Origin of the sequence: Volucribacter psittacicida (genome assembly GCF_004339025.1) — a bacterium.
GTDB classification, from domain to species: domain Bacteria; phylum Pseudomonadota; class Gammaproteobacteria; order Enterobacterales; family Pasteurellaceae; genus Volucribacter; species Volucribacter psittacicida.
The window spans coordinates 255794-278773 of sequence record NZ_SMFT01000001.1 but is presented as its reverse complement, the minus strand read 5'-3'; the positions used below and the strand labels follow the sequence as shown (position 1 = coordinate 278773).

Here is a 22980-nt window from a genome sequence, read left to right as displayed (position 1 = left end):
ATCCTTAAGCAATCATCATAATTTTCCATAAATCTTGCAAAAACCCACCGACAAGTGATCAAAACTAAAGTACAATATGCCCATTTACATCACAATCTAGGATCGCTTATGGTGACGAAAAAAAATAGCAAAAATTCCCTTGATTTTGAGCAAACCTTAACACAATTAGAAAATATTGTTATGCGTTTAGAAAATGGTAATCTTAGTTTAGAAGAGTCTTTAGCTGAATTTGAACAAGGTATTGCCCTAGCCAAACAAGGACAACAACGTCTTGCCCAAGCAGAACAACGTATTCAAATTTTATTACAGAAAAATGATAACGCCGAACTCAGCGATTATCAATCGGAACAATAATTCACTAATAAGCGATTTATGGCTAAATATGTATCAATTTAATCAAGATCTACAACAATTACAGCAACGCATTAATCATTTTCTTCATCAACAAGTCAATAATGTGAGCCCCTCTCATTTATTAGATGCAATGAAATATGGTTTATTACTCGGTGGTAAACGTATTCGCCCATTTCTTGTTTATGCCACTGGGCGTATGCTCAATGCTGAAATGCAACATCTTGATTATGCTGCCGCTGCCATTGAAGCAATTCATGCTTATTCCCTTATTCATGATGATTTACCCGCAATGGATAACGATGAATTACGGCGTGGCCAACCCACTTGTCATATTGCCTTTGGTGAAGCCTCGGCGATTTTAGCTGGCGATGCGCTGCAATCCTTTGCCTTTGAATTAATTAGCCATATTCCTACTTTATCTGCCCAACAACAAATTAAGTTAATCCAACAACTTTCCGTAGCTTCAGGTATAAAAGGAATGTGTTTAGGACAAAGTTTAGATTTAATGGCGGAACATAAACAGATTACCTTAGAAGAACTAGAACGTATCCATCGCAATAAAACAGGGGCATTATTAACTGCCGCAGTGATGATGGGCTTCTATTGTTCGCCTTACTATCAAGATAAACAATTAGCCACACAATTAACCCATTATGCTCAAGGGATAGGCTTAGCTTTTCAAGTGCAAGATGATATTTTAGATATAGAAAGCGATAGCGAAACCTTAGGTAAAACCGCTGGTTCGGATTTAATGGCGGATAAAAGCACTTACCCTAAATTATTAGGTTTAACAGGGGCAAAACATAAAGCCCAACAACTCTATCAACAAGCTATACAAGCACTGGAAAATATTTGTTTTGATACCACCGCACTTCGTGAACTTGCGGCATTTATTATTCATAGAAAACATTAATGTGGGACAACAATAACTATGCAAAAGTATCCTCTTCTTTCTCTCATTGATTCACCAGATGATCTTCGCTTGCTCAGTAAAGATCAACTACCACAAGTTTGCCAAGAACTGCGTGATTACTTGTTAGAATCAGTGAGCCAAACTAGCGGACATCTCGCTTCGGGTCTAGGTACAGTAGAACTTACTGTTGCACTCCATTATGTATTTAAAACGCCTTTTGATCATCTTATTTGGGACGTTGGACATCAAGCATATCCCCATAAAATTCTCACAGGTCGTCGTGATCAAATGCACACCATTCGCCAAAAAAATGGGCTACATCCCTTTCCATGGCGTGAAGAAAGTGAGTTTGATGTGCTTAGTGTTGGGCACTCCTCTACTTCCATTAGTGCTGGGCTAGGACTCGCAGTTGCAGCACAAAAAGAAAATGCAGGACGCAAAACTGTTTGTGTCATCGGTGATGGGGCTATTACAGCAGGTATGGCTTTTGAAGCCTTAAACCACGCAGGTTCATTACATACCGATATGCTCGTTATTCTTAACGATAATGAAATGTCAATTTCAGAAAATGTTGGAGCATTAAATAATTATCTCGCACGTTTATTATCTGGCTCCTTTTACTCCTCTATTCGAGAAGGGGGCAAAAAAATTCTTTCCAATCTCCCCCCAATCAAAGAATTCGTACGCAAAACTGAAGAACATGTAAAAGGTTTTGTTTCGCCTGTTGGCACAATGTTTGAAGAGCTTGGCTTCAATTATATTGGTCCTATTGATGGGCATAACATTGAGGAGCTCATTACCACACTCAGCAATATGCGTACATTAAAAGGTCCGCAATTTCTCCATATTATGACCAAAAAAGGCAAAGGCTATGCCCCAGCCGAACAAGATCCCATTGGTTTTCATGGCGTCCCTAAATTTGATCCCCTCAGTGGCAAATTGCCTAAATCTAGCACAATCCCCACTTATTCAAAAATTTTTGGCGATTGGCTCTGTGAAATGGCAAGTGATGATGAAAAACTTATCGGCATTACCCCTGCAATGCGAGAAGGTTCAGGTATGGTTGAATTTTCTCAACGTTTTCCACAACAGTATTTTGATGTGGCTATTGCCGAACAACACGCCGTCACCTTTGCCGCAGGATTAGCCATTGCAGGCTATCGCCCCATTGTCGCTATCTATTCAACCTTTTTACAACGTGCTTATGATCAAGTGATCCACGATGTTGCCATTCAAAATCTCCCCGTTCTCTTTGCTATCGATCGAGCGGGTATTGTAGGAGCGGACGGACAAACCCATCAAGGGGCATTTGATATTAGTTTTATGCGTTGTATTCCAAACCTCGTCATTATGACCCCAAGTGATGAAAATGAATGTCGACAAATGTTATATACCGGTTATCATTGTGGCAAACCTGCTGCCGTACGTTATCCTCGAGGGAATGCTATCGGTACAACATTAATGCCTTTGCAATCCTTACCTCTAGGAAAATCACGGCTTCTCCGCCAAGGCGAAAAAATTGCATTACTAAATTTTGGTACCTTACTTCCAGCGGTAATGACGGTGGCTGAAAACCTTAATGCCACTGTGGTTGATATGCGATTTGTTAAACCTATTGACGAAACGCAAATTATCGCGCTTAGTCAAACCCATCAGCTTTTAGTCACCGTTGAAGAAAATGCCATTCAAGGCGGCGCAGGAAGTGCGGTCAGTGAGGTGCTAAATAAATTCAAAAAAACCACCGCACTTTTACAACTTGGTTTACCAGATTATTTTATTTCACAAGGTACTCAACAAGAAGTATTAGCGGAATTACAGCTTGATAGCCAAGGAATACAGCAACAAATCCAGCACTTCCTTGATCAGCAATAAATGGAAATAAAGCGAAAAAGGAGAGTAAAAAAATTTATTTTTATTGAACTATTTGCTTAAATCCGAGTCTGAGTTAATGCTAGTGTACTGCATATTGCAGATGTCTTTTTAATCTTATCATTAAGACCTCGCCGATATCTCTCTTTTTGGATATCGGCTTTTTTATTATATAAAATTTTTTAATTAATAGAATTTCTCAAAAACGTATAAAAATAAACAGGCGAAATTAATTCGCCTGTTTATTTTTATGGTTTAGATATTATCCTAAAATAGGAATTATTTTAGTGGCATGGGAACCTTTATCGCCATGTACTACTTCAAAATTAACCTTTTGTCCAGCTTTTAAAGAACGGTATCCTTCCATCTCAATGACTGAATAATGAGCAAAAACATCCACTTCACCACCTTCAACAGAAATAAAACCAAATCCTTTGGCATTATTAAACCATTTAACTGTACCAACTTCCATAATGACCTCTATTGTTTTATTGATTCCTTTTTGTAAAAAACATCATATATCACAACATAATCTCTTTAAATATATTGCTTTATTATTCAATGTTAAATTTACATAAAGAATACTCAACGAATTCACAAGATAAAGCAAGTATAAAATTCTAAAAATGTCGCCTTGATCACAAAAATTTTTAGGTTATGTCCCTCAATATCTCTAAGCGTTCCAATTTTTAGAGAAAACTCGCACCTTTAGCCATTTTTATTTATACTTATTTAACATTAAATCTGAAATTAAAAGAGGTTATTATGAAAATTTCTGTTATTGGTGCAGGGGCTGTTGGTGTAGAAATCTGTAGTTTTATATTACATATGGGGCAATGCCGAGAGTTAGTGTTAGTTGATTTAAATAAACAGCGTTGTCAAGGTGAGCAAATTGACTTTAACCATATGAGTGCATTGACCTTTGCAAAAAATACTAAGGTGATTTCTGGCGAATATGCCGATACAGAAAATAGCGATATTATTGTTATTACTGCTGGCGCTCAAATTCAAGTTGGGCAAGATCGTTTATCTTTAGCACAAATTAACGCTCAAATTGGTGTAGAAATTGCTCAGCAATTAGAACATTATTCACCACAAGCGATTCTTATTGTTGTGACTAATCCTTGTGATATCGTCGCACATTTTATTGCTTGTAACACAAATTACCCTCGTCAACGTACTATTAGTTCGGGTTGTGTAATAGATAGTGCGAGATTAATGCGCCTTGTTGCAGATAAAGTGCGGTTAGATCCTAAGAATATTTTTGGTTTTATTCTGGGTGAACATGGTGCCAATAGTATTCTTCCTTGGAGCTTAATGAATATAGCGGGGCAAAAAGTGGAAGATTATTGTCGTAATAATGGCTTTGATCCTATTGATCCCGAACAACTTTTAGATGAAGTAAAGCAAGAAGGATTAAAAGTATTTGCGCTAAAATTAAATACCAATCATGGGATTGCGGCAAGTGTATTTCGTATTATTCGCGCGATTTCTGTTAATGAACATTCTGTTCTTCCTGTTGGTACGTTATTAAATGGCGAGTATGATATTCATAATATCACTTTAAGTGTTCCAGTAATTATAAATAGCCAAGGCATTGGCGCTATTCCTAAATATAATTTTACTGAAAATGAGCTTTTGCAATTACAACAAAGTGCTAAAAATTTAAGAAAAATTGTAGAAGATGTGGCGTTGAAAACGGGGCTTAATGCCAATGGTAAATAATAAGTATTAACCAACAAAAATAGAAAAAACCAGTAAGAAAGTGCGGTGCGTTTTCAAAAAATTTCCTAAAACTCACCGCACTTTTAATGAGATAAAATCATCAAACTAAATATTCTCAATTTCTAGATCTTGGGCGAGATAGTTTTCGTATTGTTGGAGAATATCGGCGATAAGCCCATTTTTTGATAAATATTGTATTTCATAGGCGGACTCATTAATATTGGTTTTCGCTAATATTTGATAACGTTTTTCTTGTTCATAATTGATGCTTTTTTCTAGTTCTAATTTATATTCAAATTGTTGCTCATTTTGTAATTGTACAATAAATAAAATATAAGGATTTATCTGTTCAAAATCCGTTTCTAAATGTACATTTAATTCATAAATGCCAATTAATTCTTGGCGTAATTCTCGCATTGCTGGCAATGCGATATGTTTTAGGTAAGTCATAGCGTCTTGCTTATTATGTTGAGTCAGCAATTCTGTTAATTGTCCTCGCCAATCTTCATTTCGCCAATGTTGGCTATTATGCTCGCTGTTGTGATAATAATAATCTAAACGTAGGCCTTTTAATAAGCTCATTGCCATAACGATCATTAATAATGCAAAAGGCAAAGAAAAAATAAGCATGGTAGCTTGTAATGCCTCTGTTCCTCCAATTTCAAATAGAATAAAGGTTACCGTTGCTAAAATCGCTCCCCACATTATGGCTTGCCAGCGAGGTGCAACAAGGCTTTTATCTTTTGAGGAAATGTTATTGAGAATATAAATACCAAAATCAATGGTGGTAATAAAAAATAGGCTAATAACAGCAAGAGCAATAAATTGTGAAAGGGTTGATAGGGGTAAATAAGATAAAAAAGCAAATAATAATTTACCTGATTGATCGATAAAATCTTTTAATTGCCCCTGAGCAATATATTCATTGATCCATATAACGCCATTACCAAATACGGTAAACCATAAAATAAAAAATAAACTTGGCACGACTAAAATGCCAAAGATAAATTCCCTTACTGTTCTTCCTTTAGAAATCCTTGCAATAAAAATGCCAAAAGCGGGCGCCCAAGAAAACCACCACGCCCAATAGAGAATTGTCCATTGTTTGAACCATTCTATGTTTTCGGGTTGGTAAACATAAGTACGAAAGCCAACATTGACAAAACTACTAAGATAATAGCCAATATTTTCTGTGAAAGCGGACAATAAATAAGCTGTTGGCCCAACTAGTAAAACAAAAAGCATTAATAATAAAGCCAAGACTAAGTTAAGTTCACTGACTAAACGCAAGCCGTTGGCAAGGCGTTTCATTGACACCAATAGGGCAATGATAAAAACACCGGCCAATATCACTTGGGTGGTCAGTCTTCCCTCTGGGAAAGCCATGGTTAAGCGGATCGCACTATAAGCTAAGGTGCAGATAATGCCAAATAAGCTGGTGCAAAGCCCAAGAATATCAATCATATCCCCTAACTTGCCGTCAATTTTTTGTTTAAAAAAAGGATAAAAGCAAGAGCGTAAAGAAAGCGGTAATTTATAGCGAAAACCAAAATAGGCAATGGCTAAGGCGATCACGCCATAAATTGCCCAAGCATTGACGCTCCAATGGAAGATACTTTGAAAAACTGCATTGCGTTCTAATTGTTTATGGCTAAGGGGATCTAAAAAATGGGATAGAGGTTCCGCTACGCCGAGAAAAACGATACCAATTCCCATTCCTGCAGTAAATAATAATGCGAACCAAGATCCTAAGGAAAATTCAGGCTCATCATCATTGTCCCCCAGTTTTATATCGCCATAACGGGTTAAAGCAAGAAAAATAAGGAAGAAGATAAATCCTGCACTGGTTAATACATAAAACCAACCAAATTGAGTAAAAATAAACTCTCTTATCCAAGCAAGATATTGCAAGGCTTGTTGCGGTTGCCAAACCACTAAACCAATAATTATGCCGCAAAAACATAAACTGGTTAGCACTACATTGAGATTAAAAATAGAAGAGGGAAATCGGCGCATAATGATTTTGATAAGTTTATTTTTATTCAATTTTTATCCATAAAAAAGCACTTGGTGCTATAGCACCAAGTGTCTCTATAAGATTTTGCCTACTCAGCAAGCTCTGTTTGTTCGTGAGCCATTAATTCTTGGCCTACATCATCAAGCAAGGTGAGATAACGTTCATATTGGCGTAATATGTCGGCAATAAGTTCATTGCGTGTCATATATTGTACGTCATAACCTGTCCGCCCATCAAAGAAGTAGGTGATTGGCTGATAGGTGGTTGCGTGCTGAATATGTGGTAAATGTTCATCATTAATTAATTGCTCAGATACCTCATAACTTACCGATTTTATGCCATACATAAAATCACGCATTGATTCTTTTTTGATAATAATTTCAACGCTAGGTTCTTCCTGCTCAAAATTATGCACCACCTCTACATTAAGGTTATGTACCCCAATTAACTCTTGTCTTAATTCACGCATTGCCGGCAACGCAGTATGTTTTAAGAATTTTAAAATATCTTTTTCTTGCGTCTGATTAAGCATTTGGTTTAGGCGTTCTTTCCATTTGTCGCCTGTCCAATAAATACTGGTTGGTGTTACTTTTGCGTCAAAATATTTCTTATCTGCACTTAGCCCTTTCCATAAGCTAAAGCACATAATCAACATTAAGAAAGCAAACGGAAGTGCGGTAATTAAGGTCATTGTTTGTAATGCCCCTAAGCCCCCTAAGCCCATTAATACGATTGCCACAATCGACATTAAAACGCCCCACATAATGGCTTGCCAACGTGGAGAAGTAAGGCTTTTATCACGAGAAGCGATATTATTTAATACATAAATGCCTGAATCCGCCGAAGTAATAAAGAATAAGGCAATAATAACAAGAGCAGAAAGGCCTGTGATTGTTGAGAATGGTAAATAATCTAAATATTTAAATAATAGTTTTTCTGGTGCGGAAATTAACTCGTGTAAGGCACCATTAGCGATATTGGTATCAATCCAGATTGCACTATTACCAAAAACAGTAAACCAAAGTATGGAAAATAAACTTGGCACTGCTAATACGCCAAAAATAAACTCACGAATGGTTCTACCACGAGAAATACGGGCAATAAATAAGCCAACAAAAGGCGCCCAAGAACACCACCAAGCCCAGTAAAGGATTGTCCAGCCTGTAAACCAACCTGTATTTTCGGATTCATAAATATAGGTTTTAAAACTTAGTCCAATTAAGCTACTTAAATAAGTCCCTAAATTATCACTAAATGAAGACAACAAATATAATGTTGGCCCAGCAATTAATACAAATAACATTAATAAAAAGGCTAAACTTAAGTTAATTTCACTTAATAATTTTACCCCTTTACCAACCCCACTAATAGCAGAGAAAACCGCCAAGCTCATAACAATGGCAATAATCACGATTTTTAACGTAAAGCTATTATCGGAAATTAACCCCATTTGTTCTAGCCCCGCACCAAGCTGAGAGGCACCAAAACCAAGCGTAGTAATAATACCGAATAATGTGGCGACCAATGCCAAAATATCAATCATATCGCCTAATTTACCATTGATACGATCCTTTAATAACGGATAGAAACAAGATCTTAAGGCTAAAGGCAATTTATAACGGAAAGTAAAATAAGCCAGCGCCAACGCGATAACACCATAAACAGACCAAGCATGTATGCCCCAATGGAAGAAAGTATGTAATAAGGCTTCTTGCTGTTTATGTTCGGCACTGCCCGTAGTAATAGAAGAGAAATAATGGGTCAACGGCTCGGCGACACCAAAGAACATCAACCCTACCCCCATACCGGCGGCGAATAACATAGCGAGCCAAGAGAGAAAAGAAAATTCCGGCTCATCTTCATTCATACCTAATTTAATATTACCTAAGTTACTGATCGACAAAATAAATAAGAAACTTAAGAAGATTGAAAAGGCAATAATATAAAACCAGCTAAAATTAGCAAAAATACCTGATTTAATGCTATCTAATATGATTTGGCTATCCTGTGGTAAGCCTACCGTTAAAACAACAAGCAATACCACAATCGATAACGTTACCGAAATCACAAAAGGATTAAAAGAGGATTTATTTTGAAAAAACTTTGTAATAAACAAAAAATGCTCCTATTCATTGTTATAGCATTTTATGACTTATATCATAAACGCCACTAAAATCTAAAAATGAATAACCACAAACCTTCTCGTTTGTGGTTCATTAAATGTGGATCTTTATATTTATCGTCAAATAGAATAATAAAGATCTTATAGAAAATGTGATTATTCTTGAGAATGTTTCTCAGCGGTTTGCTTCAGTAAAGTCTGCAACTCGCCTTGTTGAAACATTTCTAAAATAATATCACAACCACCGACCAATTCGCCCTCTACCCATAATTGTGGGAAGGTTGGCCAATTCGCATATTTTGGCAACTCAGCACGAATATCAGGGTGTTGCAAAATATCTACATAACCAAAAGGTACTTGGCAATTAATTAATGCTTCTACCGCACGTGCCGAAAAGCCACAAGAAGGAAATTTTGGTGATCCCTTCATATAAATTAAAATAGGGTTTTCACTGATTTGTTGTTTAATTCTTTCTAACGTTTCCATTTTTTACCTCAAGATAAATAATATATGTCCGTAAATGAATATCGGTGCAAAAGTATAGCATAGAGATTGATAATCACAAAAATTACCAGCTTCCCCCAGCACCACCGCCGCCGAAACCGCCTCCACCGAAGCCGCCGCCCGATCCGCCTCCAAAGCCTCCACCACCAAAACCACCGAAATGGTTATGATTTCTTCTGCTTGATGTGCGGTTATGCGTGCTTGAACTAATATAAACTTGATTACCGCCTAACAGCTTAAACAGCCAAAATGCCACAATAAGAGCAAAAATAATCAAGGGCAAAGCCTCAACCAAGCGAGATTCTTGTGCGGGTTCATAAGCCTCGTATTCCCCTTGGCTGGCTGCAATAATCGCCGATAAACCATTAGCAATGCCTTGCGCATATTGATTCTGTTTAAAATAAGGGGTAATTTGCTGACGAATCAGTTGCGATAAAAACGCATCAGGCAATGCCCCTTCAAGCCCCTGTCCTGTTGCAATAAAAATCTTGCGATCATTTTTAGCAATTAACATTAATACGCCATTATTTAATTGCTTTCGCCCTATCCCCCATTTATCGCCAAGTTCAAAAGCATATTGGGCAATATCCATATCGCCGACCGTTGGCAACATTACCACCGCAATCTGTGAACTTGTTTGCTGGCTATATTGTTGCAATGCCTTTTCCAACTGAGCAAGTTCTGTTTGTGATAGGGTATGGGTATAATCATTAACATAACGAAAGGGTTGAGGCGGCGCAGGAAATTGTGCCGCCCCTAATTGAATTGCCCAAAAAATAATGACAAAAACCACCGCACTTTTTTGCCAAAAGGATCTAATCATGAATAATCACCTCATTAGGCAACTCATCAATATCATCAGCTTGAATAGGAAAATACTTCGCTAACTCAGCACCAATCGCCCCTAAAGCCTCAAGAATGCCCTGCGTATATTGCTGTTGTTTGAAATGTGCAATCATTTGCTGATTTACCTTCTGCCAAAAATCATTCCCCACATATTGATGTATTCCCTTATCGCCTAATACACCACACAAATGATCATCAAAAGCTAAATAAACTAATACGCCATTACGCTGTGCCGTTTCCTGCATGTTTAATTGGTCAAATAACACCAAAGTGCGGTCTAAAACAGAAGTATTTTTTGCTATCTTACGTTCAATATAAACCCGCAACTCAGCAGAAGTCTTTTGTTCTATTTCCCCAATTTTCTGCTCAATCAAGGACTTATCAATGGGAATAGGCTTACGAAATAATGGCATATTAGCGAACCTTTTTCACACTTAGTTAAAACTTACCACAGGTGCATTCTCAGCCCCTTCACTGGATTTAAAATAAGGTTTTTCTTTAAAACCAAATAACATTGCCACCAATTTTGTTGGAAATTGACGCACTTTTTGATTATAAAGGCGAGCCGCTGCATTAAAATCATTACGGGCTTTATTAATACGGTTTTCTGTCCCTTCTAATTGTGCCTGTAAATTCATAAAACCTTGATTAGCTTGAAGTTCAGGATAACGTTCCACCGTTACCAATAAACGAGATAAGGCTGATCCTACCTGATTTTGACTTTGTTGGAATTCTGCTAATTGTTGCTCTGTCATATTAGCAGGATCGATTTTTGTTTGTGACGCATTGGCTCGCGCCTCAATCACTTGCGTTAAGGTTTCTTTCTCAAAATTTGCCTGCCCCTTAACCGTATTGACTAAATTAGGAATTAAATCCGCTCGACGCTGATAAGAAGATTCCACATTTGCCCAAACCGAATCAATTTCCTCCTCAGCTTGCACCAAATTATTATAACTTCCCATCACAGTAAAAACTGCTACAATAACAACCAAAGCAATCACTAGCCATTTTTTCATTATTAATACCTCTAATAAATGTCATTTTGATAAAGAACTGCGAACTATATCACAAAATCATTGAATTTATCTCTCAGTTTAACAATTTATTTGATAGATTATATAAACATTTTTATCACAAACGGAGAAACACCTATGAAACATCTCAAACAAACCTTTATTGTCGCCAGCTGTGTCGCCTTATTAACCGCCTGTGCGAATAGCGAACAACGTGCCGAAGCACAATTACAAAACCAAGCCGCACTTGGCATTGTTTGGTTACAACAATCCGGCGAATATCAAGCCTTAGCCCATCAAGCCTTTAATGCTGCGAAAGTTGCCTATGATCAAGCTAAGGTGAGCAAAGGCAAGAAAAAAGCTGTTGCAATCGATCTTGATGAAACCCTTATTGATAATAGCCCTTACGCTGGCTGGCAAATCAAAAATGGACAACCTTTTACAGGCGAAACTTGGACAAAATGGGTAGATGCCCGCCAATCTGGCGCTATTCCAGGCGCAGTTGAATTCGTCAATTATGTTAATGCCACAGGGGGAACTGTCTTTTTCGTCTCAAATCGCCGTGATGACGTAGAAAAAGCAGGCACGATTGATGATATGCACCGTCTCGGTTTCAGTAATGTTAATGAGCACACGCTTTATTTGAAAAAAGACAAGTCAAATAAAACACCACGCTTTGAACAAATTGAACAACAAGGTTATGACATCGTCCTCTACATTGGCGATAACCTTAATGACTTTGGCGATGCCACATACCGCAAATCCAACGCAGAAAGACGTGATTTCGTTCAGCATAACGCCAATCTCTTTGGTAAAAAATTCATCATATTACCTAATCCAAACTACGGGGATTGGGAAGGCGGTCTAGATCCAAACTACTTTAAAGGCGATAGCCAAAACAAACTCAATATTCGTCATAATGCCATCAAGGCTTGGAGTGGGGAGTAAACCTTTTAAGACCAGCCTTACAGAGCTGGTCTATCTCATAGAAATTTAATTTGATCAAAATCAAACCTTACCAAACTATCCTTTTTTTCCGTTGAAAACTTTATCGCAATAACCTAGTATTATAGTCAAGTATTTATATGAGGAAATTTTCAATGAGCCTAGATCTTATTTGCTATAAAAAAATGCCTGTTTGGACTAAACAGACCTTGCCTAAAATGTTTCAAGAAAAACATAATACTAAGGTCGGTACTTGGGGAAAAGTGACGGTTTTACAGGGAAAATTAAAGTTTTATGTACTAACGGAAGATGGCGATGTGCTTAGTGAGCATATTTTTACTGCCGATCAAGATACGCCTTTTGTGGAGCCACAGCTTTGGCATCGTGTTGAGGCGTTATCTGATGATTTGCAATGTTATTTGGAATTTTATTGCCAAAAAGCAGATTATTTTAGTAAAAAATATAATATGACCGCCACCCATTCTGAAGTGAGAAATGCAGCGGATTTATTTAAGGCTAATAGCCAAGTGCTAGATTTAGGTTGCGGACAGGGGCGAAATAGCTTGTATCTTGCGTTACTTGGTCATCAGGTTACCGCTTTGGATCATAATCCGAATAGCATTGCTTTTTTACAGCAAACTGCTGAAAAAGAAAATCTTGCGATTCAGACCGCACTTTACGATATAAACCTTGCTAATATTCAGCAACAATATGATGTGATTATTTCTACTGTGGTATTGATGTTCTTAGATCGCCATGCCATTCCTCAAATCATTGCTAATATGCAAGACCATACTAAATCTGGTGGTTATAATTTGATTGTAGCCGCTATGTCCACTGAGGAAGTGCCTTGTCCTTTACCTTTTTCTTTTACCTTTGCGGAAAATGAATTGAAAAATTATTATCAGGGCTGGGAATTGGTTAAATATAATGAAAATATGGGTGAATTGCATAAAACCGATGAACAAGGTAATCGTATCAAAATGAAATTTGCCACATTATTAGCCAGAAAACCTTAATTGATTTTAGCCCCAATTTGGGGCTAATTTATAGCCGTCCCACTTTAAAATAATACTGTGTTGGCACGCCTCGCCGTACTATTTGTACTGTCTTCGGCGTACCGCCTTGTCTTATTTTAAATTGAAACGACTATATTCTTATTTCACCAAACGTTGTGGGCGAATAACGTTATATTGATCAATGGTGGCGACACCGAGAAATTGTTGGCTAGCTTGTGCAAATAATCTTACTTGCCCTTGTAACTGTTGAGGATTGTCAAATTTTATCCGTTGCCCAAAGCCAATGGCTTTGCTTTGTTGTTCATCAAGTTGTAAAGCAGGTAAACTGGCTACTGCGGTATCCATCGGTAATAAATATTGATCTAACTCGGTTAATGGCTTTTCTGTTGCCATTTGCTGTAAATCTTGCCAGCTTAACATAGCCTGATGAGGATAATCCGCTACGGCAGTACGGCGTAACATAGTAACATGAGCCCCACAAGCCAAATATTCCCCCAGATCATCAACCAAAGTGCGAATATAAGTGCCTTTTGAACAATGCACAGATAAGGTTAAATAGGGTGCTTGATAATCCACTAATTCTAAAGCAAAAATATGAATTGGGCGAGCTTCGCGTTCCACAGTGATGCCCGCTCTCGCATATTCATATAAAGGTTTACCTTGATGTTTCAAGGCTGAAAACATAGTAGGTACCTGCATTATTTCGCCACGAAATTGGTCAAGTGCGGTCAAAATTTGCGTTAAATTAACAGTAACTGGGCGAGTAGATACTATTTGCCCTTCAGCATCTGAGGTATCCGTCCTTTCGCCAAGTTTAGCCGTAACTAAGTAACGTTTATCCGCATCAAGTAAAAACTGGCTAAATTTCGTTGCCTCGCCAAAACAGATGGGCAACATACCTGTTGCCAAAGGATCTAGCGCTCCTGTATGCCCTGCTTTGTTTGCTTGAAACAAACGCTTTACTTTTTGCATAATGTCATTAGAACTCATACCCTGTGGTTTATCTAATAGAAAAATTCCATCAAGATCGCGCCCTCGTTTACTTGGTCTCGCCACTATTCTTCCTCTTGATGACGCTGTTTATCTTCACGCACCACTTGGCTGACCAAATTAGACATTTTCATTCCCTCAATCAGAGAATTGTCATAAATAAAGCGTAGTTCAGGCACAATGCGTAAACGCATTGCTTTTGCGAGTAAGCTACGCACATAAGGCGCGGCTTTTTCTAAGGCTTTTAAGCCCTCTTGCACCGCTTGCTGATCTTCATCAAATAAGAATGTGACAAAGACTTTTGCATAAGCCAAATCGCTAGAAACATCAACATCAGATACTGTAACCATACCAATACGTGGATCTTTCACTTCACGCTGTAAAATGACGGCGATTTCTTTTTGTAGCTCTTGTGCAACACGATCAGAACGTTTAAATTCTCTTGCCATACTTATTCTCCCTAATTAGATCAAAAAATAATGTGAAAAAACACCGCACTTTATACTTATCTAAAGTGCGGATAATCACTAGATACTGCGTTTTACTTCAACCACTTCAAAGACTTCGATTTGATCGCCGACTTTCACATCGTTGTAGTTTTTCACGCCAACACCACATTCCATACCGCTACGGACTTCGTTGACATCATCTTTGAAACGGCGTAGAGATTCTAGCTCCCCTTCAAAAATCACCACATTATCACGCAATACACGAATAGGGTTGTTACGTTTAATTACCCCTTCGGTTACCATACAACCTGCGATGGCACCAAATTTCGGCGAGCGGAAAACATCACGCACTTCGGCTAAACCAATGATTTCCTGCTTAAATTCAGGAGCAAGCATACCGCTCATTGCCGCTTTAATTTCATTTAATAGCTCATAAATGATGGAATAATAACGTAAATCAATATTTTCATTTTCAATCACACGGCGTGCAGAAGCATCAGCACGCACATTAAAGCCGAGAATAATAGCGTTAGAGGCAGCCGCTAATGTGGCATCGGTTTCGGTAATTCCACCTACCCCTGAACCAACCACGCTCACTTTCACTTCGGAAGTGGAAAGCTCTTGTAAAGCCTGTACAATCGCTTCTACCGAGCCTTGTACATCGGCTTTAACAATCACATTTAATTCCGCAACATCGCCCTCAGTCATATTACTAAACATATTCTCAAGTTTCGCTTTTTGCTGACGAGCAAGTTTCACTTCTCGGAATTTACCTTGACGATATAAGGCAACTTCTCGTGCTTTTTTCTCATCACGAACCACTGTCGCCTCATCACCAGCAGCGGGTACACCCGATAAACCTAGCACCTCAACAGGGATAGATGGGCCAGCGGATTGAATATCTTTACCATTTTCATCACGCATCGCACGCACACGTCCATATTCAAACCCACAAAGCACAATATCGCCACGATTTAGCGTACCAGATTGCACAAGAATCGTAGCAACTGGACCACGTCCTTTATCTAAGTAGGATTCAATCACAACTCCACTTGCCATGCCTTCTTTCACTGCGGTTAATTCGAGTACCTCAGATTGTAATAAAATTGCTTCTAATAAATCATCAACCCCAGTCCCTTTTTTGGCAGAAACATAGACAAACTGGGTATCACCACCAAATTTCTCAGCGACAACATCATGTTGCAGTAATTCTGTTTCCACTCGTTCTGGATTTGCCTCAGGCTTATCAATTTTATTCACTGCAACCACAATAGGCACACCTGCCGCTTTAGCGTGTTGAATCGCCTCAATAGTTTGTGGCATCACACCATCATCAGCCGCCACCACAAGTACCACAATATCCGTTGCTTTTGCACCACGAGCACGCATAGAGGTAAATGCCGCATGCCCTGGGGTATCCAAGAAGGTAATCATCTTGCCATCATCGGTTTCCACATGATAAGCACCAATATGCTGAGTAATTCCCCCAGCTTCGCCGGCGGCGACTTTTGCTTTACGAATATAGTCAAGCAATGAGGTTTTACCATGGTCAACGTGTCCCATAATGGTTACCACAGGGGCACGCGTAACCAATTCAGCATTGGTATCACGATCGCTCATTAAGGCTTCCTCTAATTCATTTTCTTTACGAACAATGACTTTATGTCCCATTTCTTCCGCTACAACCTGAGCAGTTTCTTGATCGATCACTTGGTTAATGGTTACCATTTCCCCCATTTTCATCATGGTTTTAATGATTTCAGTGGCTTTCACCGCCATTTTATTGGCTAATTCTGCCACTGTAATGGTTTCCCCAATCACCACATCATTTTTCACACTTTGTACAGGTTTTGTGAAAGCCTGCTGTAATGCAGAACCTTTTTTACCCTGTTTTCCTTTCGCACGATGATCTTTGTGATTACGGCGATTAGCCTCACGCTCATTTTTATTACCGCTTTCTTCTTCACGTCCACCTTTTTTCGCTTTAACGACTTTCTTGCCTCGCCCACGATTTTCATTACGGCGTTGCTCTTCATTTTCAGCCTCTAAGGCATAACTTGAGGTGAGATTATAATCCGCATAATCATCATCATTATCTTGATTTTCTTCATCAGCAAAATCGGCATAGCGTTTTGCCTCTTCCGTGGCTTTACGGGCTTGCTCTTCCATTTTTTGGCGAGCTAGCTCATCAGCTTTACGGCGTAACTCGGCTTCTTCTTCCTTACGTTTTTGCTTGGCTTGATCTTGCGGTTTAGCCTCTGCTTTAGCGGCTTTTTCTTGCTTAGCTTGTGCTTTTTTCGCCTGTTCCGCTTTTTCTTTTGCTTGCTGTTTCGCCAATTCTTCTGCCGCTTTTTTCTCAGCTTCTAATTTAGCTTTAGCCTCCGCTTGACGCTTGGCTTCTTCTTTGGCCCGTTGTTCGGCTTCTTGTTTCGCTTTTGCTTCCGCTTCTAAACGAGCTTTTTCTTCTTCTGCGGCTTTAGTATTAACAACACGTTTTTTGCGTACCTCAACTTGGACTTCTTTACTCTTACCCGTTGCACCTTGCACTTTTAACGTACTACGTTGTTTACGTTGTAAAGTTAATTTTTTCGGTGTTGTTGTTTTTTGTCCACCTAACGCCGCTAATAATTTCGCTTCTTCATCAGCGGTTACTTCTGATTCTACCGTTTTTTGAATGCCTGCATCAGCGAACTGTTTTAATAATTGTTCAACTGGCGTATGAATTTCCTCTGCCAGCTGGGTTATTTTTTTATCACTCATAACTTATTCAATCCTTACGCTTCGTTTCCAAACCAACAAATTTGACGAGCCGCCATAATTAGCTCAGCCGCTTGCTCCTCGCTTAGCTCTTCAATATCCGCTAAATCATCAACGCTTTGCTCTGCCAATTCTTCTAAGGTTGTAATGTTTTTACTTGCCAATTTAACTGCGAGATGTCTATTCATACCCGCTAAATTTAATAAGGCTTCTTCTGCATTGGCTTGCGATAAAACCTCTTGTTCTGCTAAAGCAATAGTGGTTAACGCATTTTTCGCTCTAGTACGCAACTCCTCAGCCAACTCCTCATCTAAATCCTCGATGTCCAGCAATTCTTCCACTGGAATATAAGCGAGTTGTTCTAGGCTGGTAAAGCCTTCCTCAACCAATAACTCCGCAAACTCTTCATCAATCTCTAAATATTCTGCGAATAAATCCACTGATTTACGGCTTTCTGCTTGATGTTTATTTTTCAATTCTTGGCTTGTCATCACATTTAATGTCCAGCCCGTTAATTGAGTGGCTAAACGTACATTTTGCCCATTACGTCCAATGGCTTGTGCTAAAGCCTCTTCTTCCACCGCAATATCCATTGAATGGCTATCTTCATCAACCACAATAGAACTCACATCAGCAGGTGCCATAGCATTAATCACAAACTGAGCAGGATTATCGTCCCATAACACAATATCTACACGCTCGCCACCAAGCTCATTGGTAATCGCTTGCACACGAGAACCACGCATACCCACGCAAGCACCAACAGGATCAATGCGTTTATCATTACTTTTTACCGCAATTTTAGCTCGTGAACCTGGATCCCGCGCCGCACCACGAATCTCAATGAGCTCTTCGCCGATTTCCGGCACTTCTAAACGGAAAAGCTCCACCAACATTTCGGGTTTCGCACGTGTTACAAATAATTGAGCCCCTTTTGATTCAGGATTGACCTTATATAACACACCACGCACACGATCGCCCGGACGGAAATTCTCTCTCGGTAATAAATCTTCACGCAAAATAACCGCCTCAGCTTGATTACCTAAATCAAGCACCACATTATCACGACTGACTTTTTTAACCGTACCAATAATCAATTCCCCTTCCTGCGAACGGAATTGCTCAACAATCTTATTGCGTTCTGCTTCACGAATTTTGCTACTAATAACCTGACGAGCGGTTTGCATAGTAATACGATCAAAAGCAATAGAATCAATTTGATCTTCCACATAATCGCCCACTTGCACATCAGGATTATCAAATTGTGCCGCCTCCAAGGTAATTTCTTTGGTTGGATTATTGACTTCCTCTACCACTAACCAACGGCGGAATGTATCAAATTCCCCCGTTTTTTTGTCAATCACAACACGAACATCAATTTCCTGCTCATACTTCTTTTTCGTAGAAATGGCTAAAGCGCTTTCTAAGGCTTCAAAAATTTTCTCACGCGGTAATAATTTCTCGTTTGATACCGCTTCAGCGGCTAATAAAATCTCTTTACTCATAGTCTTTGTTACCTCTGTTAAACAGATAAAATCTCAATTAAAATTTAGGCACAATATTGGCTTTCTGAATATTACTAAAAATAAAATGTTGTTCTTGTCCTTCCACCAATAATTTAATCGTATCGCCTTCAACAGCTTGTAATATTCCTTGCCACTTACGGCGATCACCCATAGCAATACGCAAATGAATCAGCACTTCCTGCCCCACAAAACGTTGAAAATGTGCCAAAGTAAACAAAGGACGATCTAACCCTGGAGAAGATACTTCAAGATTATATTTATCCGCGATAGGATCTTCTACATCTAACACCGCACTTACTTGACGACTTACGTCAGCACAATCATCAATGGTCACGCCACCTTCTTTATCAATAAATAATCTGACCGTTAAATAACGCCCCATACGTTGACACTCAATACCAACTAACTCAAATCCTAAGTCTTCAACACTCGGCGTTAATAACGCTTGTAAATTTTGTTCTAGGGTTGCCAACAGAGCCTCCTATTTTCAGATATAAAAAAAGGGCTTATCGCCCACTTTATTGTTGCCAAATTGTTATAGCCGTTCCACTTTAAAATAATACTGTATTGGCACACCTCGCCGTACTCGTTTGTACTGTCTTCGGCATGCCGCCTTGTGTTATTTTAAATTGAAACGACTATACATAAAAAAAGCCCAACAGGGCTATTCTTATTTAAAAGTGGTTGCGGGGGCTGGATTTGAACCAACGACCTTCGGGTTATGAGCCCGACGAGCTACCAAGCTGCTCCACCCCGCGTCCGAAAGAAATATGGACGGTATTATACAGATTTCATACAAAATAACAAGCCTTATAAAAAATAAATTAAAAACAGACCGCACTTTGTTTATTTCAAATCAGAAAATTTAAAAAACTGTGATCGAAAATACCCTAATACCCCAATAACCCCCAACAAATCCGATCCTGCAATAGGTTTAAAAGGGCGTAATAAGTAATATAGCCAACTAAATTTTGCCATAAATTTTAAGGTATCTTGCCAAAGATAAGGTTCGCTAGCTTGTTGGTAATGGTTTACTGTTTGCACAATATCTTGATGTGATAAATATTTAGAGCGATAAAGGCTATGAATAAACACTAAAATATCTCGCCGTATGCGATAGTTCAGGTTTGTTTTTTTGGTCGTGGCTTCCAAATCAATAAATTTGACCTTACCATTTTGCCAAGCAATATCCCGTAAAGCGGGACGTCCATGAGTAAGTCCCTGTTTATGTAATTGGGCTAATGCTATGGCACTATCCGCCAAAATCGCCATTTTTTGTTGATGAGAAAGCTGAGGATCTTCAAGCCATAAATTTATGGTTCGTCCTGCATCTTCCAAGACTAAAAAATTTGGGTTAGCATAAACCAATTTAGGTACACCTATCTCTCCTCTAATTTGTGTTTCCAACATTTGTAAATTTGCGATTTCTCGCTGAAAGGCCTGCTGGGGATTTGGCTTTAATAATCTTAACCAACCCTGTAACTTTTCTGGTTGTTTAAGCCAATAGCGTTTTCCTTGATAGTCAAATTGACAAATTCTTTGTCCTTTATGTTTGCTATAAATGCCTTGTACATATTGCTCAAATACATTGTGGTTATTTGACATTTTCTTCTCTTTTACTCCAACAAAAAAGTGCAGAAAGGCACCGCACTTTATAAATTTATCGCCACTGTAATTTGAAATAAAACAAGGCGTACTAATAACGCCTTATGATTAAAAAATGGCTATATAAAATAATACAAATAATTATCGGCTTATTAAACTCAACTTCGCTACTCTATCCTGTGATAATTGACAATCCATTGTATAATATTGATTACCATTTAAACGTAACTCTGCCAATAAACGATCGGCACTTTTTGCTTTATTGTCAGAACTGCGGAATACACGATTGGTTTGTGCCACTTGTTTAATTTTATCAATACATAAATAATTCAAGCGTTGTTCTTTGGCGACACGTGCAATATTACGATCCGCTTTGTTATAAGCAAAACGTTTGGATAAATTATTTGCGTAACTTTGTAAACTTTGAGCCTTTTCATCTAATGTCGTTAAATCAACCAGATTGCCCTTTAAATCCACCGCTCTGATTAATTGTCCTGTGCTGTTAAATTCATATAACCCTGTCACATCTTGTACCGCAAATAATTTTCCATTGCGATAAAATAATTTTGTTTCTTCTTTACCATTATAAGCATTAATCAAAACAGGTTGATTATCTAAATAGGTAACATATTTTTCTGTATTGTATTGATATTCGAATGAAGGCGATTGTGAGGCTTGTTGTTCTAATTGTGATAAACTGCGGGCTAATTCATTATCCGCCACTTTGCTCGCCACTTTAGCCGATGAAACCTCTGCGCCACTATTAAGCTGGCTACAAGCCGTTAAGAATAAAGTTGAGGCAAGGAAAGTGCCTTGTATGACGTTCGCTAAACGGATTTTCATATTTGCTCCTTAAGGTTGATTTTATAACATAAAAAATAACAAGGCTTGATTATAGCATTTTTTATGCTATTTTACAGAAATCATCATTCATCTTAGGATATTTATGTTGCGTTATTTAAAACTGCTTGTATTCACCTTGCTGGTTTATTCTTCCTTTGCACAAGCCTCATTATTTAGCCTTAGCCAAGGGCAAATTAATCAATATTTGCAGGATAAAGTGCAAATTGATGATAAATTTCGTTTACCCAGTTTGTTAGATATTGATTATGTGATCAATAATATCAAGGCTGAAATTGGGCAAAATGATCCTAATCGTGTTGAGTTATCTGCGGATTTACAAGGTCTTTTTAAACTGGTTAATGAGCAATTTAAAGGAAAAATTCATTTAGTCATTGATACCATTCCCACTTATGATGCCGACAAAGGGGCTATTTATTTAAGGGATATTCGTGTGTTGCGTTGGTCAGGCGAGCCTGATCAATATATGAATCAATTACAAACCATTATGCCCTTATTAAGCAAAAGTTTAGCGATGTTATTGAATCATCAACCTATTTATCAGCTTGATGAATCCGATCCAAAACAATTTATGCTTAAACAACTTGCCAAAGGAATTCGTGTAGAAAAAGGGCGGTTGGTATTAGAAGGCAATCTTTTATAATCACGATTAAACGATGAATCTAGCTAAAATAAAACGGGCGATTAATCATCAATTTCGCCGTCAAATTAACCAGAGAAATCAGCAAAGTTTACAAAATCAAGGCTTTTCTTTGTTATCCAGTAACTGTACTGGCGGCCTTATTTTGCACGATTTAGCCCAGCCTTTTTTATCGCCTTTTGTCAATCTTTATATTACGCCGAAAGACTTTATTCGTTATTTGCAAAATATTGAGTATTATCAACAGGCTAAATTACAGTTTATTGAACCTAAAAGACCTTATCCCGTAGCGTTGCTTGAGGAGATTACTCTGCATTTTATGCATTATACTTCGCCTGAGCAAGCGGAACAAAAATGGCAAGAACGAACAAAACGGATTAACCTAAATAATGTCTTTATTATGATGACGGATCGTGATGGTTGTGACTATACGGATCTCCTCGCCTTTGAGCAATTACCCTTTGCCAATAAAGTAGTATTTACCCATCGCCCCTACCCTGAACTGTCCTCTACCTATTATATTCGTGGTTTTGAAAAACAGGGACAAGTGGGAGATTTATTTGCTTATACAGGTTGGTTTGGGCATAAATATTATGATCAGTTTGATTATATCAACTGGTTTAATCAGCGAAATAAATCATAAAAAAGCCAGAAAAACACCTGATTTTTTAACAAAAAAAGCATACAATGAGCCGTCTTTGTCCGTAATGATACTGATAATATAGTCGTCTCAATTTAAAATAATATGACGTTGGTACACCTTATCTTATTTTAAATTGAAACCACTATAAAAAGTGCGGTCAATTATTTCATTATTTTTTATAG

Annotated in this window: 22 protein-coding genes and 1 tRNA gene; 8 read left to right on the top strand and 15 right to left on the bottom strand. The window is 38.2% G+C overall.

The features are described 5' to 3' along the window. Positions 1 to 108 precede the first annotated feature (108 nt). Genes xseB through dxs form a run of 3 tightly spaced genes read left to right on the top strand, consistent with a single transcriptional unit; the run spans position 109 to position 3139 of the window. Entirely contained in the window at positions 109 to 354 is a 246-nt protein-coding gene (xseB, locus tag EV694_RS01285; RefSeq protein ID WP_132688130.1) for an exodeoxyribonuclease VII small subunit, read from the top strand. Positions 355 to 382: 28 nt separating this feature from the next. Further along, the gene (gene ispA / locus EV694_RS01280) at positions 383 to 1267 is read left to right on the top strand and encodes a (2E,6E)-farnesyl diphosphate synthase (protein WP_132688127.1); all 885 of its coding nucleotides are present in this window, start codon (positions 383 to 385) and stop codon (positions 1265 to 1267) included. An 18-nt stretch (positions 1268 to 1285) separates the two neighbouring features. Further along, complete coding sequence (dxs, locus tag EV694_RS01275) at positions 1286 to 3139, top strand: 1-deoxy-D-xylulose-5-phosphate synthase (protein ID WP_132688124.1); 1854 nt, start codon at positions 1286 to 1288, stop codon at positions 3137 to 3139. Positions 3140 to 3398: 259 nt separating this feature from the next. Here dxs and cspD read toward each other — a convergent pair whose 3' ends face one another. Further along, on the bottom strand, positions 3399 to 3608 hold the full coding sequence (gene cspD / locus EV694_RS01270) for a cold shock domain-containing protein CspD (protein ID WP_132688121.1): 210 nt from the start codon (positions 3606 to 3608) through the stop codon (positions 3399 to 3401). Positions 3609 to 3901: 293 nt separating this feature from the next. Here cspD and EV694_RS01265 point away from each other — a divergent pair, with 293 nt between their 5' ends. After that, entirely contained in the window at positions 3902 to 4861 is a 960-nt protein-coding gene (locus tag EV694_RS01265; RefSeq protein WP_132688118.1) for a lactate/malate family dehydrogenase, read from the top strand. A gap of 105 nt (positions 4862 to 4966) precedes the next feature. On the opposite strand, the gene EV694_RS01260 is transcribed toward EV694_RS01265, so the two are convergent. From EV694_RS01260 to EV694_RS01235, 6 genes are all read right to left on the bottom strand, one after another. Then, a complete protein-coding gene (locus EV694_RS01260) occupies positions 4967 to 6907 on the bottom strand; it encodes a BCCT family transporter (RefSeq protein WP_243645945.1) in 1941 nt (646 codons plus the stop codon). Between the two features lie 59 nt (positions 6908 to 6966). Next, positions 6967 to 8994: a BCCT family transporter gene (locus tag EV694_RS01255; protein WP_132688115.1), complete on the bottom strand. Its 2028-nt coding sequence runs from the start codon at positions 8992 to 8994 to the stop codon at positions 6967 to 6969. A 162-nt stretch (positions 8995 to 9156) separates the two neighbouring features. Next, a complete protein-coding gene (gene grxD / locus EV694_RS01250; protein WP_132688112.1) occupies positions 9157 to 9486 on the bottom strand; it encodes a Grx4 family monothiol glutaredoxin in 330 nt (109 codons plus the stop codon). Between the two features lie 82 nt (positions 9487 to 9568). Then, positions 9569 to 10327 (bottom strand): TPM domain-containing protein, encoded by a 759-nt coding sequence (locus tag EV694_RS01245; RefSeq protein ID WP_132688109.1) that lies wholly within the window; start codon positions 10325 to 10327, stop codon positions 9569 to 9571. After that, positions 10320 to 10763 (bottom strand): TPM domain-containing protein, encoded by a 444-nt coding sequence (locus tag EV694_RS01240; RefSeq protein WP_132688107.1) that lies wholly within the window; start codon positions 10761 to 10763, stop codon positions 10320 to 10322. Before EV694_RS01240 ends, EV694_RS01245 begins: the two co-directional genes overlap by 8 nt. A 21-nt stretch (positions 10764 to 10784) precedes the next feature. Then, entirely contained in the window at positions 10785 to 11366 is a 582-nt protein-coding gene (locus tag EV694_RS01235; RefSeq protein WP_132688104.1) for a LemA family protein, read from the bottom strand. 135 nt (positions 11367 to 11501) lie between these two features. On the opposite strand from EV694_RS01235, the gene EV694_RS01230 reads away from it, so the two are divergent. Together EV694_RS01230 and tehB are read left to right on the top strand one after the other, a co-directional pair. Next, positions 11502 to 12311, top strand: coding sequence for a 5'-nucleotidase, lipoprotein e(P4) family (locus EV694_RS01230; RefSeq protein ID WP_132688101.1), 810 nt, complete (start codon positions 11502 to 11504; stop codon positions 12309 to 12311). A gap of 152 nt (positions 12312 to 12463) precedes the next feature. Next, positions 12464 to 13327, top strand: a complete 864-nt coding sequence (gene tehB, locus EV694_RS01225; RefSeq protein ID WP_132688098.1) for an SAM-dependent methyltransferase TehB — start codon at positions 12464 to 12466, stop codon at positions 13325 to 13327. A 138-nt stretch (positions 13328 to 13465) separates the two neighbouring features. On the opposite strand, the gene truB is transcribed toward tehB, so the two are convergent. The 8 genes from truB to EV694_RS01185 form a co-directional block, all read right to left on the bottom strand. Further along, positions 13466 to 14383, bottom strand: a complete 918-nt coding sequence (gene truB, locus EV694_RS01220; RefSeq protein ID WP_132688095.1) for a tRNA pseudouridine(55) synthase TruB — start codon at positions 14381 to 14383, stop codon at positions 13466 to 13468. After that, positions 14383 to 14766, bottom strand: coding sequence for a 30S ribosome-binding factor RbfA (rbfA, locus tag EV694_RS01215; RefSeq protein ID WP_132688092.1), 384 nt, complete (start codon positions 14764 to 14766; stop codon positions 14383 to 14385). The genes truB and rbfA overlap by 1 nt, the downstream gene beginning before the upstream one ends. A 78-nt stretch (positions 14767 to 14844) precedes the next feature. Next, positions 14845 to 17526, bottom strand: a complete 2682-nt coding sequence (gene infB, locus EV694_RS01210; protein ID WP_132688089.1) for a translation initiation factor IF-2 — start codon at positions 17524 to 17526, stop codon at positions 14845 to 14847. Between the two features lie 14 nt (positions 17527 to 17540). Beyond that, positions 17541 to 19028 (bottom strand): transcription termination factor NusA, encoded by a 1488-nt coding sequence (gene nusA, locus EV694_RS01205; protein ID WP_132688086.1) that lies wholly within the window; start codon positions 19026 to 19028, stop codon positions 17541 to 17543. 37 nt (positions 19029 to 19065) lie between these two features. Further along, on the bottom strand, positions 19066 to 19521 hold the full coding sequence (gene rimP, locus EV694_RS01200; RefSeq protein WP_132688083.1) for a ribosome maturation factor RimP: 456 nt from the start codon (positions 19519 to 19521) through the stop codon (positions 19066 to 19068). Positions 19522 to 19730: 209 nt separating this feature from the next. Beyond that, a tRNA-Met gene (locus EV694_RS01195) sits at positions 19731 to 19807 on the bottom strand. A gap of 88 nt (positions 19808 to 19895) precedes the next feature. Then, positions 19896 to 20654 (bottom strand): BUD32 family EKC/KEOPS complex subunit, encoded by a 759-nt coding sequence (locus tag EV694_RS01190; RefSeq protein ID WP_132688080.1) that lies wholly within the window; start codon positions 20652 to 20654, stop codon positions 19896 to 19898. Between the two features lie 141 nt (positions 20655 to 20795). After that, on the bottom strand, positions 20796 to 21497 hold the full coding sequence (locus EV694_RS01185; RefSeq protein ID WP_132688077.1) for a hypothetical protein: 702 nt from the start codon (positions 21495 to 21497) through the stop codon (positions 20796 to 20798). Positions 21498 to 21600: 103 nt separating this feature from the next. Between EV694_RS01185 and EV694_RS01180 the strand changes: the two genes are divergently transcribed. Continuing rightward, entirely contained in the window at positions 21601 to 22158 is a 558-nt protein-coding gene (locus EV694_RS01180; protein ID WP_243645943.1) for a YceB family lipoprotein, read from the top strand. Positions 22159 to 22171: 13 nt separating this feature from the next. After that, entirely contained in the window at positions 22172 to 22798 is a 627-nt protein-coding gene (locus tag EV694_RS01175) for a DUF1919 domain-containing protein (RefSeq protein WP_132688074.1), read from the top strand. Positions 22799 to 22980: the final 182 nt, after the last annotated feature.